This window comes from Duganella alba (assembly GCF_009674495.1).
GTDB classification, from domain to species: Bacteria; Pseudomonadota; Gammaproteobacteria; order Burkholderiales; family Burkholderiaceae_D; genus Rugamonas; species Rugamonas alba.
The window spans coordinates 1-25,420 of the sequence record NZ_WKJN01000048.1 but is presented as its reverse complement, the minus strand read 5'-3'; the positions used below and the strand labels follow the sequence as shown (position 1 = coordinate 25,420).

The window sequence follows — 25,420 nt, the reverse complement described above, 5'->3', positions numbered from 1 at the left end:
GGCCGCCGCCGCACCTGCTGCCGCCGCGCCAGCCGAAGCCGCTGCTGCTCCGGCCGCCGCCGCGCCGACGCCACAGAAGGGCGATACCGCCTGGATGATGGTGTCGACCCTGCTGGTGATCCTGATGACGATTCCTGGCCTGGCGCTGTTCTACGGCGGCCTGGTCCGTTCCAAGAACATGCTGTCGGTGCTGATGCAAGTGTTCATGGTGTTCGCGCTGATCATCGTCCTGTGGTGCATCTACGGCTACTCGCTGGCGTTCACCGAAGGCAATGCGTTCTTCGGCAACCTGCATGACCGCACCTTCCTGAACAATATCTGGGATCCGGTCAAAGGCACCTTCGCCTACGCCGCCACCTTCAGCAAAGGCGTGGTGATTCCCGAGTTCGTGTACGTGGCGTTCCAGGGCACCTTCGCCGCCATCACCTGCGGCCTGATCATCGGCGCCTTCGCCGAGCGCGCCAAGTTCACCGCCGTGCTGGCGTTCATCGTGATCTGGTTCACCTTCGCCTACCTGCCGATGGCGCACATGGTCTGGTTCTGGACCGGTCCTGACGCGATCAAGGATGCCGCCACGCTGGCTACGGAAACCGCAAAAGGCGGCTTCCTGTTCCAGAAAGGCGCGCTGGACTTCGCCGGCGGCACCGTGGTGCACATCAACGCCGCAGTTGCCGGCCTGGTCGGTGCTTTCATGATCGGCAAACGCGTCGGCTACGGCCGCGAATCGATGGCGCCACACTCGGTCACCATGACCATGATCGGCGCATCGCTGCTGTGGGTCGGCTGGTTCGGTTTCAACGCCGGTTCGGCGCTGGAAGCGGCCGACGTCGCTGGCCTGGCCTTCATCAACACCCTGCTGGCAACCGCCGCCGCTACCGTGGCCTGGGTCTTCGCTGAATGGATCTTCAAAGGCAAACCATCGATGCTGGGTGGCGCGTCGGGTGCGGTGGCCGGTCTGGTCGCCATCACCCCGGCCTGCGGCTTCGTCGGCCCAATGGGCGCACTGATCATCGGCCTGCTGGCTGGCGTGGTCTGCCTGTGGGGCGTGAATGGCCTGAAACGCCTGCTGGGCGCGGACGACTCGCTGGACGTGTTCGGCGTGCACGGCGTCGGCGGTATCCTGGGCGCGATCCTGACCGGTGTGTTTGCTGCACCGTCGCTGGGCGGCCAGGGCGTGTTCGACTATGTTGCCAACAAGGCATCGGCTGACTACTCGATCTCGGCGCAAGTGATCGTGCAGGCCACCGGCGTCGGCGTGACCATCCTGTGGTCCGGCATCGTGTCGATCATTGCCTACAAGCTGGTCGACATCGTCATCGGCCTGCGCGTTCCGGAAGAAGAAGAGCGCGAAGGTCTGGACATCACCACCCACGGCGAGTCGGCTTATCATTCTTAATTGACACTGTTTCATCAGAAAAGCGCCCTGCGGGGCGCTTTTTTTATTTCCAGCCTTTAAAATGACGTTTTTGCCCTCATTTGGCATAGTCCGCACGGTAATAAGGAAGTAATAACATGGTTCCCCACCTCGTCACGGCCCTGAGCGGACCCCTGCTCGACCTGGAAGAAAAGATCCTGGCCGCCACGCCCGCCATTGAGCGCTGGTTCCGCCTTGAATGGCAGGAACACACGCCGCCATTTTATTGCTCTGTGGATATGCGGAACGCCGGCTACAAGCTGGCGCCGGTGGATACCAATCTGTTCCCGGGCGGCTTCAACATGCTGGCCACGGAAATGCTGCCGCTGTCGGTGCAGGCCGCCATGGCCGCGATCGACAAGTATTGTCCGGACGCGCGCAACCTGCTGCTGATTCCCGAAATTACCCAGCGCCACCCGACCTACTGGCAGAACGTCGCCCGTCTGATGCAGATTTTCCGCCAGACCGGCCTGCACGTGCGCCTCGGTTCGCTGTCGCCCGAGGTCACCGAGCCGACGCCGATCGCTCTGCCGGACGGCAATATGCTGGTTGTCGAGCCGCTGGTGCGCTCGCCGAATGGCCGCCGCGTCGGCCTGAAGGATTTCGATCCGTGCACGATTCTGCTGAATAACGACCTGTCGGCCGGCATTCCCGATATCCTGCAAAACATCCACGAGCAGAGCCTGCTGCCGCCGCTGCACGCCGGCTGGGCGCTGCGCCGCAAGAGCAACCACCTGAACGCCTATGACGAGGTGGTCAAGAAGTTCGGCAAGCTGATCGGCGTCGATCCGTGGATGCTCAATCCGTTCCACGCCAAGTGCGACGCGGTCAATTTCCGCACCGGCGAGGGCTACGAGTGCCTGGCCGCCAACATCGACACGCTGCTGGCCAAGATCAAGAAGAAGTACAAGGAATACGGCATCAAGGACCACAAGCCGTTCGTGATCGTCAAGCCGGACGCCGGCACCTACGGCACCAGTATCCTGACCATCAAGGATTCCAGCGAGATCAAGGACCTGACCCAGGCCCAGCGCGACAAGATGATCGTCATCAAGGATGGCAAGGAAGTGACCGACTTCATCATCCAGGAAGGCGTGCCGACCTTCGAGAGCATCGAGAGCGCGGTGGCCGAGCCGGTGGTGTACATGATCGACCGCTACGTGGTGGGCGGCTTCTACCGCGTGCACGCCGAGAAGGGCGTCGACCAGAACCTCAACGCGCCCGGTTCGCAGTACGTGCCGCTGGCGTTTGCCCAGCAGCACGCGGTGCCGGATCTGAAGGCCAAGCCGGGCACGGCGGCGCCAAACCGTTTCTATGTGTACGGCGTGGTGGCGCGGCTGGCGCTGCTGGCGGCGTCGCTGGAGATGGAGCGCACCGACCCCAATCCGGAAGTGTACTGACGTCGTCCCCGCGCAGGCGGGGACCCAGGCGGAGCCGGCGTCCCATGGATTCCCGCCTGCGCGGGAATGACGGCGCGGCGGATGCTCATGTTTAATCTCGGCTAAAATCAGCCATTACCTCTACTGGACGCACCATGAAAATCGCTTTCCTCGCCGACCCGCTGTCGACCTTCAAGACCTACAAGGACTCCACCTACGCCATGATGGTGGAGGCGGACAAGCGCGGCCACGAGGTCTACGCCTTCCAGCAGAAGGACATGGCGGTCGAACAGGGCGTGGTCAGCGCCAAGGTGGCGCGCATCACCATGACCGGCGACAGCCAGGACTGGTATCGCGCGGCCGAGCCGGCGGAAACCAACCTCGGCGAGTTCGACGCCATCCTGCAGCGCAAGGACCCGCCGTTCGACATGGAATACGTCTACAGCACCTACCTGCTGGAGCTGGCCGAAAAGCAGGGCGCCAAGGTGTTCAACAAGCCGTCGGCGATCCGTGACCACAATGAAAAAGTCGCCATCACCCAGTTCAGCGAGTTCACCTCGCCGACCCTGGTGACCGGCGACGAGGCGCGCATCCGCGCCTTCCAGAAGCAGCACGGCGACATCATCCTCAAGCCGCTGGACGGCATGGGCGGCACCGGCATCTTCCGCGTCAAGGCGGACGGCATGAACCTGGGCGCCATCATCGAGACGCTGACCGGCAACGGCCAGTACACCATCATGGTCCAGCGCTTCATTCCGGCCATCGAAAAGGGCGACAAGCGCATCCTGGTGATCGGCGGCAAGCCAGTGCCGTTCTCGCTGGCGCGCATCCCGCAGAACGGCGAAGTGCGCGGCAACCTGGCGGCCGGCGGCCTCGGCGTGGCGCAGCCGCTGACCGAACGCGACTTCGAGATCGCCAACGCGCTGGGACCGATTCTGGCCGCCCGCGGCCTGTTGCTGGTAGGATTAGATGTTATCGGTGATTTCCTCACGGAAGTAAACGTCACCAGCCCGACCTGCTTCCAGGAGATTACGCAGCAAGCCGGTTTCCCGGTGGCGGCGACCTTCATCGATGCGCTGGAAGCGGCGGTCACGGCGGCGGCGAAATAGTCCCCGATGACAAGAAAACTTTATTCCTCACTGGCGGTTTAACAATATGGTAGGCATACTACTTATGACGCATGCACCACTGGGACAGGCCTTTCTTGCGGCCTGCGCCCACGTGTTTCGCGGTCCCACCGAGCACCTGGAAGCGATCGACGTGATCGCCGACCAGGACCTCGGCGAAGTCCAGGATCTGGCGGCGGCGGCGATCAAGCGTCTCGACGACGGTGATGGCGTGCTGGTCATCACCGACGTCAAGGGCGGCACGCCCGCCAACTGCTGCAACCGGCTGGCCGACGCCGGCCGGGTGGAGGTCATCGCCGGCATCAGTTTGCCGATGCTGCTGCGCGCCATCACGTACCGCCGCGACACGCTGGACGTGGTGGTCGAGATGGCCCTGGCGGGCGCGCAAAGTGGCGCGGTGCGCGTCGACAACCGGATCCGCGTCGGGGAAACCTGACGATTTTTTAGCAATGCGCCATCTGATTGAGACAAAATAAAAATGATTCAGCAAGAACTTGAAATTATCAACAAGCTTGGTTTGCATGCGCGTGCTTCCGCCAAATTTACCCAACTGGCAGCAAAATACAAAAGCGATGTCTGGCTGACGCGTAACGCGCGCCGCATCAACGCCAAGTCCATCATGGGCGTGATGATGCTGGCCGCCGGCAAGGGCGCCAAGGTGCTGCTGGAAGCCGACGGCGACGACGAAGGCGATTGCGTCGCCGCCCTGACCGCGCTGGTCAACGACAAGTTCGGCGAAGGCGAGTAATGGCGGCGGAGCGCAGCCGACCCCGTTTCCCCGCAGGGGCGCCGATGGCGTCGTTCACCCTGCATGGCATTCCCGTGTCGCGCGGCATCGCCATCGGCCGCGCCCACCTGCTGGCGCCCGCCGCGCTGGACGTCAAGCACTACCTGGTGGCCGAAGAGCAGGTCGAGGCCGAAGTGGCCCGTTTGCAGCAGGCGCTGGCCGCCGTCCATAAAGAGTTGCAAACGCTGTGGAACGAGCTGCCGAAGGATGCGCCGACCGAGCTGGGCGCGTTCATCGACGTCCACGCGCTGATCCTGTCCGACCCCATGATTTCCGAAGCGCCGCTGGACATCATCCGCGCGCGCCACTACAACGCCGAATGGGCGCTGCTGACGCAGATCGATGAGCTGTCGGCGCAGTTCGACGAGATCGAAGACCTGTACCTGCGCGAGCGCAAGGCCGACATCCAGCAGGTGGCCGAGCGCGTGCTCAAGGTGCTGATGGGCACCGAGCAAATCCTGCCGCCGAAAGCCGGCGGCGAGGACGAGGCGCAGCCGCAGATGATCATCGTCGCGCACGACATCTCGCCGGCCGACATGCTGCAGTTCCGCGACCGCTCCTTCATCGGCTTCGTCACCGACGTCGGCGGCCAGAACTCGCACACCGCCATCGTCGCCCGTTCGCTGGACATTCCGGCGGCGGTCGGCATGTCCGGCGCCTCGACGCTGATCGAGCAGGACGACTGGCTGATCATCGACGGCGACGCCGGCGTGGTGATCGCCAATCCAAGCCCGCTGGTGCTGGAGCAGTACCGCGAACGCCAGGGCGCCGCCGCGCGCGCGCGCAAGAAGCTGCAAAAGCTGAAGAAGACACCGGCCATCACCAAGGACGGCGTCGAGATCACGCTGCTGGCCAACATCGAGCTGCCGGACGATTGCCCGGCCGCGATGGAGGCGGGCGCCAACGGCGTCGGCCTGTTCCGCTCCGAGTTCCTGTTCATGGGCCGCAACAGCAAGATCCCGTCGGAAGACGAGCAGTTCGAACAGTACAAGAAAGCCGTGGTGGCGATGAAGGGCCGCCCGGTCACCATCCGCACGCTCGACATCGGCGCCGACAAGCCGCTCGACCAGAGCGAGCAGACGGCGCTCAATCCGGCGCTGGGCCTGCGCGCCATCCGCTACTGCCTGGCCGAGCCGCAGATCTTCCTGACGCAGCTGCGCGCCATCCTGCGCGCGTCGGCGTTCGGCAAGGTGCGCATCCTGATTCCGATGCTGGCGCATGCGTTCGAGATCGACCAGTCGCTGGCCATGATCGCGCAGGCCAAGGCCGAGCTGCGCGAGCTGGGCGTCAAGTTCGACAACGATGTCGACGTCGGCGCCATGATCGAGATTCCGGCGGCGGCGCTGGCGCTGCCGATGTTCGTCAAGCGCATGGACTTCCTGTCGATCGGCACCAACGACTTGATCCAGTACACGCTGGCGATCGACCGGGTTGATTATGAAGTCGCACACCTTTACAATCCGCTGCATCCGGCTGTGCTGCAATTGATCTCGATGACGATTGCGGCCGGGCATAAAGCCGGGATCGACGTCGCCGTGTGCGGCGAAATGGCGGGCGATGTCAAGCTGACGCGCCTGCTGCTGGGCATGGGGCTGCGGGAATTCTCGATGCATCCTGCCCAACTGCTGTCGGTCAAGCAGGAAATCCTGAACAGCGACCTTGCGCGCATCATGCCGCAGACCCGCAAGATCATGCGCTCGATGGAACCCAACGTAATTGCAGACGCGGTCGAACAATTGCAGTTGATGTGAGTGGCGGCGCCCATCCTCGCGGCGCCACCTTGTTAGATGGCCCGTGGGGCCGCCCCAATAACAACTAAACCAACGATGTCATCCCTCGGATACGTTAAGCCGCAAACCATGCATTTTGCAGAGCCCTTGCTCCTGCAAAGCGGCGCGTCGCTGCGCGACTATATGCTGATGTACGAAACCTACGGCACGCTGAACGCCGACAAGTCCAACGCGGTGCTGGTGTGCCATGCGCTGAACGCCTCGCACCACGTGGCCGGCGAATATGAAGGCCAGCCGAAAAGCACCGGCTGGTGGGACAATATGGTCGGTCCCGGCAAGGCGCTGGACACCGACAAGTTCTTCGTGATCGGAATTAACAACCTCGGCTCCTGCTTCGGTTCCACCGGCCCGATGCACACCAATCCGGCCACCGGCAAGCCCTACGGCGCCGCCTTCCCCGTAGTGACGGTGGAAGACTGGGTCGCCGCGCAGGCGCGCCTGGCCGACCAGCTGGGCATCACGCAGTTCGCCGCCGTCATGGGCGGTTCGCTGGGCGGCATGCAGGCGCTGGCCTGGTCCATCATGTACCCGGACCGCCTGCGCCACTGCGTGGTGATCGCCTCGACCGCCAAGCTGTCGGCGCAGAACATCGCCTTCAACGACGTCGCCCGCCAGGCCATCCTGTCCGATCCGGACTACCACGGCGGCGATTTCTACGAACACGGCGTGGTGCCGAAGAACGGCCTGCGCGTGGCGCGCATGGTCGGCCACATCACCTACCTGTCGGACGACGACATGGCCGAGAAGTTCGGCCGCAAGCTGCGCGACATCGCCGAGAGCGGCGACTACAAGTTCGGCTTCGGCGTCGACTTCGAAATCGAATCCTACCTGCGCTACCAGGGCGACAAGTTCAGCGAATACTTCGACGCCAACACCTATCTGCTGATCACCAAGGCGCTGGACTACTTCGACCCGGCGCGCAAGCACGGCGGCGACCTGGCGAAAACGCTGGCCTCGACCAAGGCCCGGTTCTTCCTGGCGTCCTTCACCACCGACTGGCGTTTCTCGCCGGAGCGCAGCCGCGAAATCGTGCAGGCGCTGATCGGCAACCGCCGCCATGTCACCTATGCGGAAATCGATGCGCCGCACGGCCACGACGCCTTCCTGCTGGAAGATGAGCGCTACATGAACATGGTGCGCGCCTACTACGGCCAGGTGTGGAACGAGATAGAGGGAACGGTATGAACTTCAACGATTTGAGCAGCGCGCGGCCGGACCTGGCCTTCATCGCGCACTGGGTGGACAGCCAGGCGCACGTGCTGGACGTCGGCTGCGGCGACGGCGTGATGATGGACTATCTGCAAAGCGACAAGCAGTGCAGCGGCTACGGCATCGAGATCGCCGACGACAAGGTGCTGGCCAGCACCCAGCGCGGCGTGCAGGTGATCCAGCAGGACATGGAGAACGGCCTCGGCCTGTTCGGCGACAACTCGTTCGACACGGTGCTGTGCCTGTCGTCGCTGCAGATGATGAAGCATGTGGAAGCGCTGCTGCGCGACATCGTCCGCGTCGGCAAAGAGGCGATCGTCTCGTTCCCCAACTTCGCCTACTGGCCGCACCGCGTGGCCTTGCTGAAGGGCCGCATGCCGGTGTCGGAATCGCTGCCATACGAATGGTACGACACGCCCAACGTGCGCTGCGCCACCATCACCGACTTCCGCGACCTGGCCGAGGAGTGCGGCCTGGAAGTGATCGAATGCGTCGCGCTGGCCGAGGGCAAGCGCGTCTCCTTCCTGCCCAACCTGCGCGGCGACCTCGCCGTGTTCCGACTCCGCAAGAAAGCCCATTGATGACCGCAAAGCCCTGGTACAGCTACCTCAACGGACGCACCGTTTCCATTCTGTTCCTGGGCTTCAGCTCCGGCCTGCCGCTGTACACGCTGATCTATCTGATGCAGGCGTGGCTGGCCAAGGCCGGACTCGATGTGAAGGCGCTGGGCCTGTTCGGCCTGGCGATGTTCCCCTACACCTTCAAGTTCCTGTGGGCGCCGCTGATGGACCGCTGCACCGTGCTGCCGCTGGGCCGGCGGCGCGGCTGGATGGCGCTGACGCAGCTGGCGCTGTTCCTGTTCATCGGCGGCATGGGCATGCTCGATCCGAAGTTGGAGCTGCAACTGATCGTGGTGGCGGTATTCGTGATCGCCTTCCTGTCGGCCAGTCAGGACGTGGTGATCGACGCCTACCGGCGCGAGATCCTGGCCGAGGAAGAGCAGGGCCTGGGCGCGGCGATCATCGTCAACGCCTACAAGGCGTCCAGCCTGATCCCGAGCGCGCTGGGACTGGTGATGGCGGACAGCCAGCCGTGGCAGATCGTCTTCTGGGCCGTGGCCGCGTTCATGCTGCCGGGCTTTGTCTGCACGCTGCTGGCGAAAGAGCCGGTGGTGTATGGCTCGCCACCGAAGAACCTGCAGGAGGCGGTGGTGCTGCCGTTCCGCGAGTTCGTGCTGCGCGATGGCTGGAAGCAGGCGCTGTTCATCATCGCCTTCATCCTGCTGTACAAGATAGGCGACACCATGTCGACCGCGCTGGCGACCAAGTTCTTCCTCGATATCGGCTTCACCACCAAGCAGATCGGCCTGGCGGCCAACGCCACCGGCTGGTGGGCGGCGCTGGCCGGCGGCGCGGTGGCGGGCATCTGGATGATACGGCTGGGGATCAACCGCGCGCTGTGGGTGTTCGGCGTGCTGCAGGCGCTGGCGATCCTGGGCTTCGTGTGGCTGGCCAAGGTCGGGCCCGATCCTTTGCTGCTGAGCGCTGTCTACGGTTTCGAGGCGTTCGCCAGTCCGGGCCTGGGCGCGGCGGCGCTGGTGGCCTTCATGTCGCGCGCTACCGACCCGCGTTACACGGCCACCCAGTACGCGCTGTTTTCCAGCCTGGCGGCGGTGCCGCGCACCTTCATCAATTCCTCGGTAGGGTATATTGTTGCTGAAACCGGATGGTTCTGGTTCTTTATCGTGTGCTTTATCCTGGCGTTTCCTGCGATGATGATGCTGCCGAAAATAGCTCCGTGGAACAGTGGTCATGAAAAAACCTGAATTGAAGAACGCCTTGCTGGCGCTGGTGCTCTGTACCAGCGTGCTGTCGCTGCACGCGCAGAATGACGGCATTCCCGTCACCAGCATGTCACCCATGCGCAATATCGGCGGCGACGCGCGTCAGTTCGACGAACAGTCCCGGCTTCAGTACAACCAGATGCTGAGCGAGGCGCACAAGAAGGACGCCGTCGCCACCGACCGCAATCCGCAATTGATACGCCTGCGCGCCATCGCCAAGCGGCTAATTCCGTTCACCACGCGCTGGAATCCGGACGCGGCCAAGTGGGACTGGCAGGTCAACCTGCTCAACTCGCCGACGGTCAACGCCTTCTGCATGCCGGGCGGCCGCATCGCTTTCTACAACGGCATCCTGACCAAGCTCAATCTCACCGACGACGAAGTGGCGATGGTGATGGGGCACGAAATCGCCCACGCGCTGCGCGAGCACGCGCGCGAGCAGGCCGGCAAGAACACCGCCACCTCGCTGTTTGCGCGCCTGGCTGGCGCCGGCGCCGCCGCCTACTTCGGTTTCGATCCGCGCCTCGGCGACGCGGTCGGCAGCGGCGCCGCGCATGTGGCGGCGCTGAAGTTCTCGCGCGGCGACGAAAGCGAGGCCGACCTGATCGGCATGGACCTGGCGGCGCGCGCCGGCTACGACCCGCGCGCCGGCGTGGCGCTGTGGCAGAAAATGAGCGCGATCAACCAGCGGCAGCCGATCGGTTTCCTGTCCACCCACCCGACGGGCAAGGACCGCATCGACAACATGAACAAGAATATGCATCTGGTGCTGCCGGTGTACGCGCGCGCCAAGGGCCTTGATGCGAACCAGCTGCCTCCTTACCACTCGATTGCCTTGCCACGTTCCTGATATGTCGCGTTATCCGCTGCCCATGCGCGACGGTGTCGCGCCCAGCTATCTGTACCTGCCGGAAGGCGACTGGCCGGACATGATCAGCTTCCTGATCGAACGCTTCCCGGACGTGCCGGAAGCCGCCTGGCGCGACCGCATGGCGCGCAGCCAGGTGGTGGACGGCGACGGCCAGCCGCTGCAGCCGTCAAGCCGCTTCAGGCGCGGCCTGCGCATCTTCTACTACCGCGAGCTGGATGCGCCGGAGACGCCGATTCCGTTCAAGGAAGAGATCCTGCACATGGACGAGCACCTGGTGGTGGTCGACAAACCGCACTTCCTGCCGATGACGCCCGGCGGCCGCTTCCTGCACGAGACGCTGCTGGTGCGCCTGAAGAAAACGCTGGGCGAAGCGGACCTGACGCCGATCCACCGGCTGGACCGCGAGACCGCCGGCGTGGTGATCTTCTCGCGCAACGCGGCCAGCCGCGGCACCTATCAGTCGATGTTCCAGAAGCGCGTGATCGTCAAGGAGTACGAGGCGCTGGCGCCGCGCCTGACGGGCGTGGCGTATCCCTTCACCTACCGCAGCCGCATGGTCGACGGCGACAAGTTCTTCATCATGAAGGAAGAGGCGGGCGAGCCGAATTCGGAAACGCTGATCGAGGTGATCGAACAGCGCGGCGAGCTGACCTTGTATCGCCTGTTCCCGCACACGGGCCGCAAGCACCAGCTGCGGCTGCACCTGTCGTCGCTCGGCATCCCGATCGTCAACGACGCCTTCTATCCGGTGGCGCTGCCGTGCAAGGAGGATGACGTGTCGCAGCCCTTGCAGCTGCTGGCGCGCGCCATTTCCTTCATCGATCCGCTCAGCGGCGAATGGCGCGAGTTCCGCTCGCGCCGCAGCCTGTAGAGAATAAGCGCTACGCCGACGTCTGGATGTTGATCGCGCTGCCGATCAGCAGCACGATGCTGCTGTCGCTGTTCGCATGATAGGTGTGGTAGCCGGAATTTTCGCTCGGGTTGTCCGCACTCCAGCCGCTTCCCAGGTAGACGTTGTTCGTGCCGTTGCCGTCGATTTGCAACTTGTGCACGCCTGAAATCAGGTCCGTCATCGCAGTCACGTTGTCCGGATTGATGCCGAAGATGGTGTTGCTGCCGTAGGTGACCGACTGGTAGGTGGGCGACATGTTGATCACTTCGATGCCGAACAGCTTGGCCAGCGGCAGGGTGGCGTTGTTGAACCGCAGCGTCACCGTATCGACGCCGGCGCCGCCGGACAGGATGTTGTGATTCGGGTCCTGCAGGTTGAAGGTATTGTTGCTGCTGCCGCCGAAGACCGGCGCGCTGCCGCTGCTGGTGTCGAACGAGGTGCCGGCATTGGACTCGATGACGATGACGTTGCGGCCGCTGTCGGAGTAATTGCTCAGGTTGCCGGCGGCATCGCTGATCTGCACGTCGATCAGTCCGTTGAGCACGACGCCCGTCACGCTCCAGGAACTGATGCCGGTGCTGACATTGGCCAGGGTGGCTTTCTGGTAGGTGGCGCCGTTGTCCAGGCTGACCAGGACGATTTCATCGAGCAGCCCGGTCGCCGAGCTGTACTGGCCGGTGATGGTCTGCACCTCGCTGGTGTACGGGAAGCTGGTGGCGGACGGCACGATCTGCGCCGCCGGCGGTGTGGTGTCGAGCGTGATGGCCTGCGAAATGACGGTCGCATGGTTGCTGGCCACGCGCACTTCGACCGTGTGAGCGCCTTCGGTCAGCGTTGTGGCCAGGCTCCAGGTGCTGCTGTCGATGCTGGCCGCGGTCCAGGCGCCGCCGTCCAGCGATACCTCGATGTGATCGCCCGCACCCAGCGTGCCGGAGTAGACGCCGTTGAGCGTTTGCTCGGCGACGTTGGTCACGTAGTCGCCCGTCACACCGCTGTCGTTTGACAGGGCGATGCCGGACAATTGCGGCGCCGTGCCGTCGGTCGTGAATTGCATCAGGGTGCTGTTGAGCGGGTAGGCGCTGTTGCCGGCAGTGTCGAAGATGACGCCGGACCGCAGTGTGACAGAGTAGTGGCTGTTCGGGTCCAGGCTGGAGGACAGGTTCAGCGTCACGGTATTGTTGCTGACGCTGACCTGGCTGGCTTCCACGGTCAGGATCTGGGTGCCGGCGCTGGTGTCGTTGCCATCGCTGATCTGGAAACTCAGGTCGTTGTTCAGGTTGACCGCTTCGCTGAAGGTCAGCGTAATGGTGCTGCCCGATATCGCGCTCGACTGCACCACTGGCGGCGTGGCATCAAGCGTAACGTCGACGATGCTGCTGGACGTGCCCACGTTGCCGGCGATATCGACCAGGCGCACCGCCAGGTGCTGCGCGCCGTCGCTGAAGACACCATCGACGCTGATATTGAGCGCGGTGCGCTCATTCCTGTCGTTGTAGCCCTGGGCCAGGTAGTCGCCGGTGCCGTAGTACAGGTCGCCAGACTGGATGGTATAGCTGCCGACGACCGAGTTATTGCTGGTGTCGATGACCTGGAACACATTACCCACATGCACACCGTGAAGATTGCTGACATTCAGCGAGACGCTGCTGATGGCGTTGGTGACGCCGTCGGCGTTGGAAGCGCCATTGTCGCTGGCCAGCGTCAGCGCGCGGCCGTTCAGACCGAGGCCGCTGCTGATCAGCGTGTATTCGCTGTAGGCGGTGTTGCTGGCATTCCCCATGGTATCCGTGACGCGCATCTGCATCCCGTGCTTGCCTTCCAGCAGCGTGATATTGCTCGCCTGCCAGATGCCGGCGCTGGCGCTGGCATTGATCCAGGTGCTGCCGTTGTCCACCGAGATCTGCAGCGTCTGGCCGTCGTGCAGTACACCCTCGTAGATGCCGCTGACGGTCTGGCTGGCGGTATTGGTGATCAGGTCGGTCCTGTCGCTGCCGGTGTCGTCGGAAAAGCTGACCGTGGGATTGACGCTGACCTCGATCGGATGGTTGCTGTACACATAGGCCTGGCTGGCGGTGGCGGAACTGCCGCCGGCGGTATTGCTGACGCGCGCCAGCAAGGCGCCGTTCAGATTGCCGTCAGCGCCGCTGGCCAGGTTGCCGGTGTCGATGGAACCGCTATAGTTCCAGGTGTGGTTGTCGGCGTTGGCGAACGCCTGGTGCCAGCTGGCGCCGTTGTCCAGCGATACCTGGATGAACTCGTTGGCGTCCAGGCTGCCGCTGTAGGTGCCGGTGACCTGCTGTTCCAGCGAGGCGGTGATGTAATCGCTGCTGCTGGCGCCGGTGTCGGTAAAGTGGATCGCCGCACCCACGGCGGCGGCCGGCGTGGCCGGCACGCTGGCGTTGCCGCTGGCGGTGAAGTTGAACAGCGTGGTGGCGCTGATGCGGCCGATGGCGCCGCTGGTGGCCGCGTCCTGCACCGCGCCGGCATCCATGGTGACGCTGTAGCTCTCGCCGCTGTGCAGCGCGCTGTTCAGATGGATTGTGACGGTGCCGTCAGTGGTGCTGTAGCTGATCTGGCCATCGCTGTCGTCCAGCGTGCGGGTGTCGGTGGCGCCGACGATGCGGCTCGACAAACCATTGGCGCCCACATACGACTGGCTGTGGCCGTTGCTGATCACCAGGTTGCCGTTGCCGGCGGTGACGGTGCGGTCGAAATGCAGCGTGATCGTGTTGTCGTTGCCACTGTAAGAGACGCTGACCAGTTTGGGCGCAACGGTAACGGCAGGCTGAGAGAAGGCCATGGGAGCTCAATGTTATCTGGAGGAAGCCTCCATGATAACGCTGAAACATAGTTATTTCTAATCAGTAAATTTTATCAACGACACTTTGTGCGGCGATACAACGCTCCGGCCGCTTCCATGGGCGGCGCGGCCGGAGTGGGTACTTACAACGCGCCGTACTCGATGGTCAGCGGGGCGTGGTCGGAGAATTTCTCCTCCTTGTAGACGGCCACCGTGGTGGCCTTGGCGGCGATGCCGGGCGTGGCCACGTGGTAGTCGATGCGCCAGCCGACGTTCTTGGCGTAAGCCTGGCCGCGGTTGCTCCACCAGGTGTACTGCTCTTCGCGCGGGTCGAGGCCGCGATGGACGTCGACATAGCCGACTTCGTCGAACAGGCGGGTCATCCACTCGCGCTCTTCCGGCAGGAAGCCGGAATTTTTCTTGTTGCCCTTCCAGTTCTTCAGGTCGATTTCCTTGTGGGCGATGTTCCAGTCGCCGCAGATGACGATTTCACGGCCTTCGGCGTGCAGCTGCTGCAGGTGCACCATGAACAGGTCCATGAAGCGGAACTTGGCTTCCTGGCGCTCCGGGCCGGACGAGCCGGACGGGCAGTACACCGAAATCACGGTCAGCTTGCCGAAGTCGCAGCGCACGTAGCGGCCCTCGGCGTCGAACTCGGGCGAGCCGAAGCCGATCACCACGCGGTCCGGCTCGATCTTGCTGTAGACGCCGGTGCCGGAATAGCCCTTTTTCTCGGCGTAGTGGAAGTGGCCGTGGTAACCGCCCGGGTTGAGGAATTCCGGCGTCATGTCCGGCGCCTGCGCCTTGAGTTCCTGCACGCAGACGAAGTCGGCGTCCTGCTTGGCCAGCCAGGTGAAGAAGCCTTTGCTGGAGGCGGAGCGGATGCCGTTCAGGTTGGCGGAGATGATTTTTGGCATAGAAGATTCGAGGCAGAAAGTACGGAATGCGCTAGTGTAGCGGTAAAATACCGGCACTTTAAAGAAATGAGGCACTATGATGGGTGATACCACTTCGTTACGTCAGAAATTTATCGCGTTTTCGGTCCAGACCGGTGTGCTGCGCTTCGGCGAGTTCACCACCAAGGCCGGGCGCCAGTCCCCGTACTTCTTCAACGCCGGCCTGTTCCATGATGGCGCCACGCTGGCGCAGCTGGCGCAGTTCTACGCGCAGACGCTGCTCGATTCCGGCGTCGAATTCGACATGCTGTTCGGCCCGGCCTACAAGGGCATCACGCTGGCCTCGGCCACCGCCGTGGCGCTGGCCGGCAAGGGCCGCAACACCTCGTTCGCCTTCAACCGCAAGGAAGCCAAGGACCACGGCGAGGGCGGCACCATCGTCGGCGCCAAGCTGCAAGGCAAGGTCGTCATCATCGACGACGTGATCTCGGCCGGCACCTCGGTGCGCGAATCGGTGGAGATGATCCGCGCCGCCGGCGCCGAGCCATGCGCCGTGCTGATCGCGCTGGACCGCATGGAGCGCGGCGGCAAGGACGGCCAGCTGTCCGAGCTGTCGGCGGTGCAGGAGGTGACCGAGAAGTACGGCATCCCGGTGATTTCGATCGGCAACCTGGACGATCTGTTCGGCTACCTGAACGGCGCCGCCGCCGATCCGCAACTGGCGCAGTACAAGGAAGCGGTGGCTGGCTATCGCACCCGCTACGGCATTGCCTAAATAGCTATCTTGCTAGACTTTGATATTTCTATGGTGTAACCTTATTGAGGTAGGAGACCAAATAAGGCAGACCATGAATATCGCAACACTGAAGGTGCACGGCCATCCCGAAGGCTTGGCAGACGTCCGCGACGGCCTGCCGAGCGAGCCGCACGGCGACTGGCAAAAGGGCGACGTCAAGCCTGACGGCCGGGTGCGCATCGACTCGGGCTTCTACGTGGCCATCGGCACCGAAAAGAGTCCGGACGAACTGCTCAAGCAGATCCGCTTTTATCTCAGCGAATGCCGCGCGCGCGGCATCCATTTCGAACGCTCCGACGTCGATGCCGAACTGCGCATCTCCTTCCCTTGCGAGCCGGGCGTCGCCACGCCGACGCTGGATCTGTCGCTGGCCGACATGACCACGCTGGTGGAAATGGGCATCAATCTCAGCATCACCGCCTGATGCGCTTTGCCGAGGACCGGCTGACCCAGTTCAGCGCGGGGCAGGGCGTGCAGCGCCGGGTCCACGTGTGGGAGCCGGCCGCGCCGCGCGCGGTGATCCTCGCCATTCACGGCGGCATGGCGCACGGCGGCGATTACGTCACGCCGGCGCGCTGGTTCCGCCAGCACGGCATTGCCACCGTGGCCTACGACCTGTGCGGCCACCAGGATGCGCGCCGCGTCGATATTCCCGGCTTTAACGTTTTTCTCGATGACAGCGTGCTGTTCCTGGCCTGGGTCAAGCAGCAGTATCCGGGCTTGCCGGTGTACGTGATGGGCCACTCGATGGGGGCGCTGATCGCCACACATCTGGGCCTGGGCCACTTTGCCGGCGACGCCGCCATCAAGGGCTTCATCCTGTCCTCGCCGTACTACGTGAACGCGATCAAGGTGTCGCCGGTGCTGCTGGCGCTGGCCGGCGTGCTGGGGGCGCTGGCGCCGCGCATGAAGGTGCCGCTGGCTTCGCTCACCCATCAGCTGACGCATGACACCACCATCACCGCCCGCCACTACGCGGATGAGCGCGACGGCATCCGCGCCACCGAAATCACGGTCCGCTTCGGCAACGCGCTGACCACGGCCCAGCAGGGCCTGGCCGCGCGCATGCCGTCCTGGACGCAGCCGCTGTTCGCGGTGGTGGCCGGCGACGACAAACTGGCCGATGCCGACGCGGCCGAAGCCATGCTCAAATCCGTGCCGGCGGCGCTGCTGACCTATCAGCGCCACCCGCGCAACTTCCACGAAAACTTCAACGAGCTCAATCGCGAGCAGATCTTTGCCGACATCCTGGCGTGGATTGAGCGCTAATCCGGCGCCGGCTTACTCCAGCGTCCAGACGTACTGCATCTTCTGCCATTTTTCAATCGCCTTGCCGGCCTTGATCGCCGGGTGGAACTGGCATTTCTGGATGCCGGTGCGGGCTGCTTCGTCCAGGTCCGCATGGCCGCTGGAGCGGTCGACCTTGGATTCCTTGACCTTGCCGTCGGTGCCGACCAGGAAGTTCAGCTGGACGGTACCGGTGCGTTTGTCGGCTACTGCGGCTTCCGGCCAGTCCGGTTTGGCGCAGGTCTTGAAATCGACCACTGCGGCCCGGTCGGCGGACGCGCTCTTGTCGGCGGCCGTGGCTTGCGCATAGACCGATACGCAGGCCATCGCCACGCCGAGCATGGCGATGGCGGTCTTCCAGTTGAGGGACTGCGGGGCGGGGCGCAGCAGGTGTTGAATACGCATCACTAAATCTCCTCCATTGGCCGCTTGGGCCAGCTGATGATTGGAGAACCGGAGCCGCTCCAGTTCCGATAACGCAAGGGCCAGGCGCCGCGGTTCGCCCAGCTGCCTTGCGGCGACATCGTCTGCAATCAGTTCGCGCTCGACGCGGATGCGGTTCGACATCCACCAGACCGCAGGGTGGTAGAACAGCAGCGTTTCGATCACGTTCTGCAGCAGGTTAATCAGGTAATCGTGACGCTGGATGTGCGCCATTTCGTGCGCCAGCAAGGCTTGCAGCAGGTCGGGCGGCATGCCGCTGATCAGCGCCGCCGGCACCAGCACCACCGGCCGCCACCAGCCGGCGGTGACCGGGCTGGCCAGTGTGTCGACCACGCGCAGGCCGATCTCGCGGCGGATGCCGAAGCGCTGCGCCAGGCGCGCCAGTTCGGCTTCCCAGCGCTGTTGCTGCGGGTGGTTGCCTCGGTGACGGCTGACGCGGTCGATCCACAGCATCCCGGCTAGCATGCGCAGCGCCAGCACGGCGGCGCACAGCGCCCACAGGCTGACGATGCCGCGCACCGAGGTATGCAGGTCGAACCAGGTTTCTTCGCTGGCGATGCCGGCGGCCCATTGCAGTCCGTGGAAGCTGGCGCTGGCCGGCGCGGCGTCGCCGCTCAGGCGCTGCCACAGTTCCAGCGCTGGCCAGCCGAGGCAGGCCAGCAGCGCGCAACAGGCGACCAGGTAGCGGTATTCGGCGCGGCTGTTGCGCAGCAGCGTGAGCGCCACGGCGGTGGCGCAGCCGAGCAGCAGGCCTTGCCACAGGAAGTGCATCAGCGTCAGGCCGAGGGCGAAGATGAAGGCGCTCATTGCTTGTCTTCCTTGAGCAGTTTTTCGATTTCGTCGCGTTCTTTTTTGGAGATGCCGGTGCGCAGCGCGGCCAGCACCAGCGCCTTGGCCGAGCCGGCGAAGGCTTTCTGCATCAGGTCCTTGAGCAGGCTGTTTTGCAGCGCGTCCTGCGGCTGGGCGGGGGCGTAGATGTGGGAGCGCTGGCTTTCGTCGCGGGTCAGGATGCCCTTGGTGTGCATGATCTGCATCAGGCGCAGCACGGTGCCGTAGGCCAGATCGGGCTTATCGGCCAGCATGGCCTCGTGCACCTGCTTGGCGGTGGACGGCCCGAGCGGCCACAGGGCCTGCAATAGTTCCAGCTCGCCGGCGGTAGGTTTGGGAATGCTCATGGCGTCTCCACATCGATCGATGGATGTAGAATAGCCGTTCTAGACAAAAATGTATACTTCGCTCAGTACTTTTTCCAGTCAGCCGTGGAGGCGGGACACTGGATGCCGGACGCGCCGTTGCTTTTACCGGAGAAGGAGCCAACCGCGCCGGTCATCGAGCAGCGGGTTTTACCCTTGATGGTTTCCATGTAGTAGACGGTGCCGTCGGGCGCTTCGTAATAGGAGCGCGCGTCTTCGCCGGTGCCGATATAGGCGTCCTCGATTTCAACGTTGACGCGGCCGAACGGCTTGTCCTTGCCGAAGTCCGGCACGGCCGGCGTGTCGGCGCGCAGCTCGCGGTCGATCTTCGCCAGGTCTTTCTTGATCTGGTCGACGTCGACCGGATCAGCCAGGGCCGATGCGGAACAGGCGGTGAGGAAAAGTGTGAGCAAGGTACGCATAATGGTTTTCCATTATGCGTCAATTACGCCGCCTCGCACCGCGCTGCCGTGTAAATCTGAGTAAGCCTTGCGCCGTTGCCCACCACGCCGCTGCAGGCAACAGCCAAAAGAGGAAGGGCGGTGGATTCAGCGTATGCGAAGCAGACAGGATGATCAGCAGCAGCAGGCTGGCGGCAATTGCGATGCCCGCCCACAGCTTGTGCAGTCTAGGCGCCCTGGAAATGAAAAGGCTGAACAGGAAGGCCGCCAGCAAAGCCAGCAAAGGGACAACGCCGAAGTAGAAAAACATGCCGAGTCCATCCCAGCCGCTGTCGGCGCGCGCGGAGGAAAGCGGCATGAGGCACAGCACAGCAGTGCGGAACAGCAGGCGGGAAACCGTCATGGGAATTGGCGTCCGTGAATGGTGATCCAGCATAGCATGACGACGTAAAAACGCCCCGCGAGCTTGCGCTGGCGGGGCGTTGTTTGGGCGGCGGTGATTAGCCGGCCAGCTTGGCTTTCAGCAGTTCGGTCAGCTGCGCCGGGTTGGCTTTGCCGCGCGAGGCTTTCATCGCCTGGCCGATCAGCGAGTTGATCGCCGCTTCCTTGCCGGCGCGGTACTGCTCCACCGATTTCTCGTTGTTGGCAATGACCTCGTTGACGATGGCTTCCAGCGCGCCGGTGTCGGAGATCTGCTTCAGGCCTTTCGACTCGATCAGCGCATCGACCAGGTTGTCGTCGTCCGATTTGGCGGCCCACATGTCGCCGAACAGTTCCTTGGCGGTCTTGTTGTTGATGGTGCCGTCGGCGATACGCTTCAGCATCAGCGCCAGCTGCGCAGGCTTGACCGGCGCGTCGGCGATGTCCACGCCTTCGCGGTTCAGCGTCGACGAGACGTCGCCCATCAGCCAGTTGGCGGCGGTCTTGGCGTTCTCCTTGCCGGCAGCGTCCACCACGGCGACGAAGTAGGTCGCCATCGCTTTCGATTGCGTCAGCACCAGCGAGTCGTAATCCGGCAGCGCGTATTCGCTGACGAAACGCGCGCGCATGGCGGCCGGCAGTTCCGGCATCGCCGCTTTCACCTGGTCGATCCAGGCGTTGGAGATGACCAGCGGCGGCAGGTCCGGATCAGGGAAGTAGCGGTAGTCCTGCGCGTCTTCCTTGCTGCGCATTTCGCGCGTTTCCTTGCGATCCGGATCGTACAGGCGGGTCGCCTGCACGACTTTGCCGCCGTCTTCAATCAGCTCGATCTGGCGACGCACTTCAACGTGCACGGCTTCTTCGATGAAACGGAACGAGTTCAGGTTCTTGATCTCGCAGCGGGTGCCGAATTCCTGCTGGCCTTTCGGACGCACGGAGACGTTGATGTCGCAGCGGAACGAGCCTTCCTGCATATTGCCGTCGCAGACGCCCAGCCACATCACCAGCGAGTGCAGCGCCTTGCAGTAGGCGACCGCTTCGGCCGCGCTGCGGATTTCCGGTTCGGAGACGATTTCCAGCAGCGGCGTGCCGGCGCGATTCAGGTCGATGCCGGACATGCCGGCGTAGTCTTCGTGCAGCGATTTGCCGGCGTCTTCTTCCAGGTGCGCGCGCGTCAGGTTGACGGTGCGGGTGACGAATTCGCCATCCTTCTCGTAGCCGAAGGTGACCGCGCCGCCGATGACCACAGGGTCTTCGAACTGGCTGATCTGGTAGCCCTTCGGCAGGTCAGGATAGAAGTAGTTTTTGCGGGCGAAGATCGACGCCGGCGCGATCTTGGCGCCGACGGCCAGGCCGAAGCGGATGGCGCGGTCGACCGCTTGCTTGTTCATGACCGGCAGCACGCCAGGCAGCGCCAGATCCACCGGGCTGGCTTGCGTATTCGGCTCGGCGCCGAAGGTGGTCGGCGAGCCGCTGAAGATTTTTGATGCGGTAGTGAGCTGCACGTGGTTCTCAATACCGATGACGACTTCCCATTCCATATGATTCTCGCTATTCGTGTTCTTAAATGCCGGCCGGAGCGCGGGTGTGCCAATCGGTGGCTTGCTGGTAGGCGTGGGCGACGTTCAGCAGCTTGGCTTCACCAAAGTGCTTGCCGATGATCTGCAGGCCGACCGGGCGATCTTTCGCGCCGAAGCCGACCGGGATCGACATGCCAGGCAGACCGGCCAGGCTGGTCGACAGCGTGTAGATGTCGGCCAGGTAGGCGGCCACCGGATCGTCCGATTTGTCGCCCAGGTCCCACGCCACGGTTGGCGCCACCGGTCCCATGATGACGTCGCACACGGCGTCCGGGCCGTTCAGCACTTTTTCGAAATCCTGCGCGATCAGGCGGCGGATCTTCTGCGCCTTGAGGTAGTAGGCGTCGTAGTAGCCGTGGCACAGCACATAGGTGCCGACCATGATGCGGCGTTTGACCTCGGCGCCGAAGCCTTCGGCGCGGGTCTTGCGGTACATGTCCTGCAGATCCTTGTAGCCGTCGGCGCGATGGCCGAAGCGCACGCCGTCAAAGCGCGACAGGTTGGACGAGGCCTCCGCCGGCGCGATCATGTAGTAGGCCGGGATCGACAGCGCGGTGTTCGGCAGCGAGATGTCGACCAGGGTCGCGCCCAGCTCCACGTACTTGGCCAGCGCGGCGCGCACGGCGTCTTCCACGTCTTTCGCCAGGCCTTCGCCGAAGTACTCTTTCGGCACGCCGATGCGCAGGCCGGTCAGCGGCTGACCCAGTTCGCGGGTGAAGTCTTCGTCCACGCCGCCCAGTTCCGGCGTCAAGGAGGTCGAATCGCGTTCGTCGAAGCCGGCCATGGCGTTGAGCAGCAGCGCGCAGTCTTCGGCGGTCTGCGCCATCGGGCCGCCCTGGTCCAGCGACGAGGCAAACGCGATCATGCCGTAGCGCGACACGCGGCCGTAGGTCGGCTTGATGCCGGTGATGCCGCAGAAGGCGGCCGGCTGGCGGATCGAGCCGCCGGTGTCGGTGCCGGTGACGCCCGGCGCCAGGCGCGCGGCCACGGCGGCGGCGGAACCGCCCGACGAGCCGCCCGGCACGGCGCTTTTGTCCCACGGATTTTTCACCGGACCGAAGGCCGAGTTTTCATTGGCCGAACCCATGGCGAACTCGTCGCAATTGAGCTTGCCCAGCGTGACCATGCCGGCCGCGCGGAACTTCTCCACCACGGTGGCGTCGAACGGGCTGACGTAGTTGGCCAGCATCTTGGAGCCGGCGGTCGAGCGCCAGTTCTGGGTGACGAAGATGTCCTTGTGGGCGATCGGCACGCCGGTCAGCGGCGTGGCGGTGCCGGCGGCGATGCGGGCGTCCGCTTCGGCCGCTTGCGCCAGGGTCAGCGCGCGGTCCACGTGCAGGAAGGCGTTCAGGTCGCTTTTCTCGATGCGGTCGAGGAACTGGGTGGCCAGTTCGGTGGCGGTAATCGCCTTGCTTTGCAGGAGGGCGGACAGCTCTTTAATGGTTTTGGTATGCATGGCGTTTCAATTCAGATTCGTGATCGGTGCAAGAAGGCAGGGCGCTAAAGCGGCTTATTCGATCACTTTCGGCACCAGGTACAGGCCGTCCTGGGTCTTGGGCGCTACCGTTTGATAGGCGTCGCGGCGATTCGGTTCGCTGGCCACGTCGTCGCGCAGGCGCAGGGCGATGTTATTCATGTGCGCCGCCAGCGGATGGCTCAGCGGGGCGACGCCTTCGGTATCAACCGCCTGCATCTGTTCGGCCAGGGCGAAAATGCCGTTCAGCTGCTCCAGCGCGGTGGCGCTTTGCTGTTCGCTCATCTCAAGTTGGGCCAGTTTGGCAATGCGGGTTACGTCGGATAGGGTCAGGGACATGGCACGGGTTGGTTGTGATATTGATAAAAAACTTGAAATTCTGCCTATTCACCGATATTCACCGGTGAATGCCGCTTAAACAGCGGTCTCAGGCGTCACACTTTTGGGTGGATTTTCGATAAATCGCAGTCAAATTATAAGGTAGAATGGCGGGTTGATGCGTTGTCGGCGCTGAATCATTGCTGCCGCCGCATCCGGACAGGATTTCTCACTCAACGGTTTACGCGCACATCGGTAGCGCCACAGGACACTTTAATGTTTGGTTTTTTACGTCGGTATATTTCCTCTGATCTGGCCATCGACTTGGGCACGGCCAACACTCTGATCTACGTTCGCGGCCAGGGCATCGTTCTGGATGAACCTTCGGTCGTCGCGATCCGCCAGGAAGGCGGCCCGAATGGCAAGAAAACGATCCAGGCAGTTGGTAAAGAAGCAAAGCAGATGCTGGGCAAGGTGCCTGGCAATATCGAGGCGATCCGCCCGATGAAAGACGGCGTGATCGCCGACTTCACCGTCACCGAGCAGATGCTGAAACAGTTCATCCGCATGGTGCACGACTCCAAATTCTTCCGTCCTTCGCCGCGCATCATCATCTGCGTGCCGTGCGGCTCGACCCAGGTGGAACGCCGCGCGATCCGCGAATCGGCGCTCGGCGCCGGCGCCTCGCAGGTGTACCTGATCGAAGAGCCGATGGCAGCGGCCATCGGCGCCGGCCTGCCGGTGTCGGACGCCACCGGCTCGATGGTGGTCGACATCGGCGGCGGCACCACCGAGGTGGGCATCATCTCGCTGGGCGGCATGGTCTACAAAGGTTCGGTGCGTGTGGGCGGCGACAAGTTCGACGAAGCGATCGTCAACTACATCCGCCGCAACTACGGCATGCTGATCGGCGAGCAGACCGCCGAGGCGATCAAGAAGGCCATCGGTTCGGCCTTCCCTGGCTCCGAAGTCAAGGAAATGGAAGTCAAGGGCCGCAATCTGTCCGAAGGCATTCCACGCTCGTTCACGATTTCGTCCAACGAGATCCTCGAAGCGCTGACCGACCCGCTGAACAACATCGTCTCCGCCGTCAAGAACGCGCTGGAACAGACGCCGCCGGAACTGGGCGCCGACATCGCCGAAAAAGGCATGATGCTGACCGGTGGCGGCGCGCTGCTGCGCGACCTGGACCGCCTGCTGATGGAGGAAACCGGTCTGCCGGTGCTGGTGGCCGAAGATCCGCTGACCTGCGTGGTGCGCGGCTCGGGCATGGCGCTGGAGCGCATGGACCAACTGGGCTCGATCTTCTCCTACGAGTGATCTGAATAAAACGGGGCCGCGAAACAGCGGCCCCGATGCATTAGAGTGAGTTGACAGTCTCGTTGGCGCGCGAGCGCCGGATTATTGGAAGTCATGGAATACAGTCCTCCGCCACTTTTCAAGCAAGGCGCTTCTGCGCGGGTCAAGATGACGGTGTTCGCGTGCATATCGATTGCACTGCTGCTGGTCGACTCGCACATGCGCAGCCTGGAAACGGTGCGTTACTATGCCGGCGCGGTGCTGTCGCCGGTGCAGAAGGTGGCCTTGCTGCCGCGCGACGCCATCTACGGCGTCGGTGATTATTTCTCTACCTTGTCGTCGCTGGAAAAGCAGGTGCGCGAGTTGAAGCGTCAGCAGATACTCGGCTCGCAGGCTTTGCAGCAGGCGCAGCTCCAGTCGGCGGAAAACGCCCAGCTGCGCAAGCTGATGGACGCGCGCGAGCGCGTGCCGGTCAAGTCGATGCTGGCCGAAGTGCTGTACGACGCGCGCGACGCCAACAGCCGCAAGATCATTCTCGACCGTGGCACCCACCAGGATGTGGCGCTTGGCCTGCCGGTCATCGATAACCAGGGCGTGGTCGGCCAGGTCACGCGCGTGTTCCCGTTTACGTCCGAAGTGACGCTGTTGTCCGACAAGGAGCAGGCGATTCCGGTGCAGCTGCTGCGCAATGGCTTGCGCAGCGTGGCCTATGGTCGCGGCAAGTCGGGCAATCTGGAATTGCGCTTCACGGCGCCGAATGCGGATATCCAGGTGGGCGATATCGTCGTCACCTCGGGCCTGGACGGTGTGTATCCGGCCGGCCTGGCGGTGGCGCGCGTGACGCAGGTGGAGAACAGCGCCGGCGGTTCGTTCGGCGGCGTGATCTGCCAGCCGCTGGCCGGCATCGCCAACAATACGCAGCTGCTGATCCTGATGTCGACGCCGGAGATGCCTCCGCGTCCGCCGGATGAAGAACAGCGCGCGCCGCGCAAGCACAATAACAAGATGGCGGCCATCAAGGATGCGCCGAAAGAGGGCGAGGGCCAACCTGCCGCCGCTGGCGCTGCGCCTGCGGCGAATGGCGCACCAGGATTGATTCCGGTGCTGCCGCCGGCACCGAAGCCGGCAACGCCGGCACCGGCCGCCGACGCTCCCGCTGCGGGCGCCGCGGCCAATGCGGCAACGCCGGCCGCCGCAACG

General features: G+C 63.7%; 25 protein-coding genes. 16 read left to right on the top strand and 9 right to left on the bottom strand.

The features are described 5' to 3' along the window. The 11 genes from GJ695_RS27600 to GJ695_RS27550 form a co-directional block, all read left to right on the top strand. Nucleotides 1–1,396, top strand: a 1,396-nt coding sequence (locus GJ695_RS27600) for an ammonium transporter (protein ID WP_154370307.1), incomplete at its 5' end; no start/stop codon positions are given. A gap of 116 nt (nt 1,397–1,512) precedes the next feature. Further along, the gene (gene gshA / locus GJ695_RS27595; protein WP_154370306.1) at nt 1,513–2,814 is read left to right on the top strand and encodes a glutamate--cysteine ligase; all 1,302 of its coding nucleotides are present in this window, start codon (nt 1,513–1,515) and stop codon (nt 2,812–2,814) included. A 134-nt stretch (nt 2,815–2,948) separates the two neighbouring features. Beyond that, nucleotides 2,949–3,902, top strand: coding sequence for a glutathione synthase (gene gshB, locus GJ695_RS27590; RefSeq protein ID WP_154370305.1), 954 nt, complete (start codon nt 2,949–2,951; stop codon nt 3,900–3,902). 46 nt (nt 3,903–3,948) lie between these two features. Beyond that, nucleotides 3,949–4,356: a PTS sugar transporter subunit IIA gene (locus tag GJ695_RS27585; protein ID WP_110847503.1), complete on the top strand. Its 408-nt coding sequence runs from the start codon at nt 3,949–3,951 to the stop codon at nt 4,354–4,356. A gap of 42 nt (nt 4,357–4,398) precedes the next feature. Next, on the top strand, nt 4,399–4,668 hold the full coding sequence (locus GJ695_RS27580; RefSeq protein WP_154360511.1) for an HPr family phosphocarrier protein: 270 nt from the start codon (nt 4,399–4,401) through the stop codon (nt 4,666–4,668). 44 nt (nt 4,669–4,712) lie between these two features. Then, nucleotides 4,713–6,458 (top strand): phosphoenolpyruvate--protein phosphotransferase, encoded by a 1,746-nt coding sequence (ptsP, locus tag GJ695_RS27575; protein WP_154370304.1) that lies wholly within the window; start codon nt 4,713–4,715, stop codon nt 6,456–6,458. Nucleotides 6,459–6,533: 75 nt separating this feature from the next. Further along, nucleotides 6,534–7,682, top strand: a complete 1,149-nt coding sequence (metX, locus tag GJ695_RS27570) for a homoserine O-succinyltransferase MetX (protein ID WP_154370303.1) — start codon at nt 6,534–6,536, stop codon at nt 7,680–7,682. Beyond that, nucleotides 7,679–8,287, top strand: coding sequence for a methionine biosynthesis protein MetW (gene metW / locus GJ695_RS27565; protein ID WP_154360509.1), 609 nt, complete (start codon nt 7,679–7,681; stop codon nt 8,285–8,287). The genes metX and metW overlap by 4 nt, the downstream gene beginning before the upstream one ends. Then, nucleotides 8,287–9,531, top strand: a complete 1,245-nt coding sequence (locus GJ695_RS27560) for an AmpG family muropeptide MFS transporter (protein ID WP_154370302.1) — start codon at nt 8,287–8,289, stop codon at nt 9,529–9,531. Before metW ends, GJ695_RS27560 begins: the two co-directional genes overlap by 1 nt. Continuing rightward, nucleotides 9,518–10,399, top strand: coding sequence for a M48 family metallopeptidase (locus tag GJ695_RS27555; RefSeq protein WP_154370301.1), 882 nt, complete (start codon nt 9,518–9,520; stop codon nt 10,397–10,399). The genes GJ695_RS27560 and GJ695_RS27555 overlap by 14 nt, the downstream gene beginning before the upstream one ends. 1 nt (nt 10,400) lies before the next feature. After that, on the top strand, nt 10,401–11,291 hold the full coding sequence (locus tag GJ695_RS27550) for a pseudouridine synthase (protein WP_154370300.1): 891 nt from the start codon (nt 10,401–10,403) through the stop codon (nt 11,289–11,291). A gap of 10 nt (nt 11,292–11,301) precedes the next feature. On the opposite strand, the gene GJ695_RS27545 is transcribed toward GJ695_RS27550, so the two are convergent. Next, nucleotides 11,302–14,112, bottom strand: coding sequence for a beta strand repeat-containing protein (locus tag GJ695_RS27545; protein WP_154370299.1), 2,811 nt, complete (start codon nt 14,110–14,112; stop codon nt 11,302–11,304). 143 nt (nt 14,113–14,255) lie between these two features. After that, entirely contained in the window at nt 14,256–15,029 is a 774-nt protein-coding gene (locus GJ695_RS27540; protein ID WP_154370298.1) for an exodeoxyribonuclease III, read from the bottom strand. A gap of 76 nt (nt 15,030–15,105) precedes the next feature. Here GJ695_RS27540 and pyrE point away from each other — a divergent pair, with 76 nt between their 5' ends. From pyrE to GJ695_RS27525, 3 genes are all read left to right on the top strand, one after another. Then, complete coding sequence (pyrE, locus tag GJ695_RS27535; protein WP_154370297.1) at nt 15,106–15,783, top strand: orotate phosphoribosyltransferase; 678 nt, start codon at nt 15,106–15,108, stop codon at nt 15,781–15,783. Nucleotides 15,784–15,856: 73 nt separating this feature from the next. Continuing rightward, entirely contained in the window at nt 15,857–16,228 is a 372-nt protein-coding gene (locus tag GJ695_RS27530) for a hypothetical protein (protein ID WP_154370296.1), read from the top strand. Then, nucleotides 16,228–17,073 carry an alpha/beta fold hydrolase gene (locus tag GJ695_RS27525; RefSeq protein WP_154370295.1) on the top strand — a complete coding sequence of 282 codons (846 nt, stop codon included), beginning with the start codon at nt 16,228–16,230 and terminating at the stop codon, nt 17,071–17,073. The genes GJ695_RS27530 and GJ695_RS27525 overlap by 1 nt, the downstream gene beginning before the upstream one ends. A 12-nt stretch (nt 17,074–17,085) precedes the next feature. Here GJ695_RS27525 and GJ695_RS27520 read toward each other — a convergent pair whose 3' ends face one another. The 7 genes from GJ695_RS27520 to gatC all read right to left on the bottom strand — a co-directional run bounded on the left by GJ695_RS27520 (nt 17,086) and on the right by gatC (nt 22,942). Next, on the bottom strand, nt 17,086–18,342 hold the full coding sequence (locus GJ695_RS27520; protein WP_154370294.1) for a M56 family metallopeptidase: 1,257 nt from the start codon (nt 18,340–18,342) through the stop codon (nt 17,086–17,088). After that, on the bottom strand, nt 18,339–18,710 hold the full coding sequence (locus tag GJ695_RS27515) for a BlaI/MecI/CopY family transcriptional regulator (protein ID WP_154370293.1): 372 nt from the start codon (nt 18,708–18,710) through the stop codon (nt 18,339–18,341). Before GJ695_RS27515 ends, GJ695_RS27520 begins: the two co-directional genes overlap by 4 nt. A gap of 62 nt (nt 18,711–18,772) precedes the next feature. Further along, entirely contained in the window at nt 18,773–19,150 is a 378-nt protein-coding gene (locus tag GJ695_RS27510) for a hypothetical protein (protein ID WP_154370292.1), read from the bottom strand. 19 nt (nt 19,151–19,169) lie between these two features. Next, the gene (locus GJ695_RS27505) at nt 19,170–19,532 is read right to left on the bottom strand and encodes a hypothetical protein (RefSeq protein ID WP_154370291.1); all 363 of its coding nucleotides are present in this window, start codon (nt 19,530–19,532) and stop codon (nt 19,170–19,172) included. Nucleotides 19,533–19,629: 97 nt separating this feature from the next. Further along, nucleotides 19,630–21,090 (bottom strand): Asp-tRNA(Asn)/Glu-tRNA(Gln) amidotransferase subunit GatB, encoded by a 1,461-nt coding sequence (gene gatB / locus GJ695_RS27500; RefSeq protein ID WP_154370290.1) that lies wholly within the window; start codon nt 21,088–21,090, stop codon nt 19,630–19,632. A gap of 22 nt (nt 21,091–21,112) precedes the next feature. Further along, nucleotides 21,113–22,585 carry an Asp-tRNA(Asn)/Glu-tRNA(Gln) amidotransferase subunit GatA gene (gene gatA, locus GJ695_RS27495; protein WP_154370289.1) on the bottom strand — a complete coding sequence of 491 codons (1,473 nt, stop codon included), beginning with the start codon at nt 22,583–22,585 and terminating at the stop codon, nt 21,113–21,115. 54 nt (nt 22,586–22,639) lie between these two features. Continuing rightward, on the bottom strand, nt 22,640–22,942 hold the full coding sequence (gatC, locus tag GJ695_RS27490) for an Asp-tRNA(Asn)/Glu-tRNA(Gln) amidotransferase subunit GatC (RefSeq protein ID WP_154360493.1): 303 nt from the start codon (nt 22,940–22,942) through the stop codon (nt 22,640–22,642). Nucleotides 22,943–23,197: 255 nt separating this feature from the next. Between gatC and GJ695_RS27485 the strand changes: the two genes are divergently transcribed. Together GJ695_RS27485 and mreC are read left to right on the top strand one after the other, a co-directional pair. Beyond that, nucleotides 23,198–24,241, top strand: a complete 1,044-nt coding sequence (locus GJ695_RS27485) for a rod shape-determining protein (protein ID WP_072789105.1) — start codon at nt 23,198–23,200, stop codon at nt 24,239–24,241. A 93-nt stretch (nt 24,242–24,334) separates the two neighbouring features. Then, nucleotides 24,335–25,420 (top strand): rod shape-determining protein MreC (gene mreC, locus GJ695_RS27480; protein ID WP_154370288.1); only part of this gene is annotated, 1,086 nt, incomplete at its 3' end.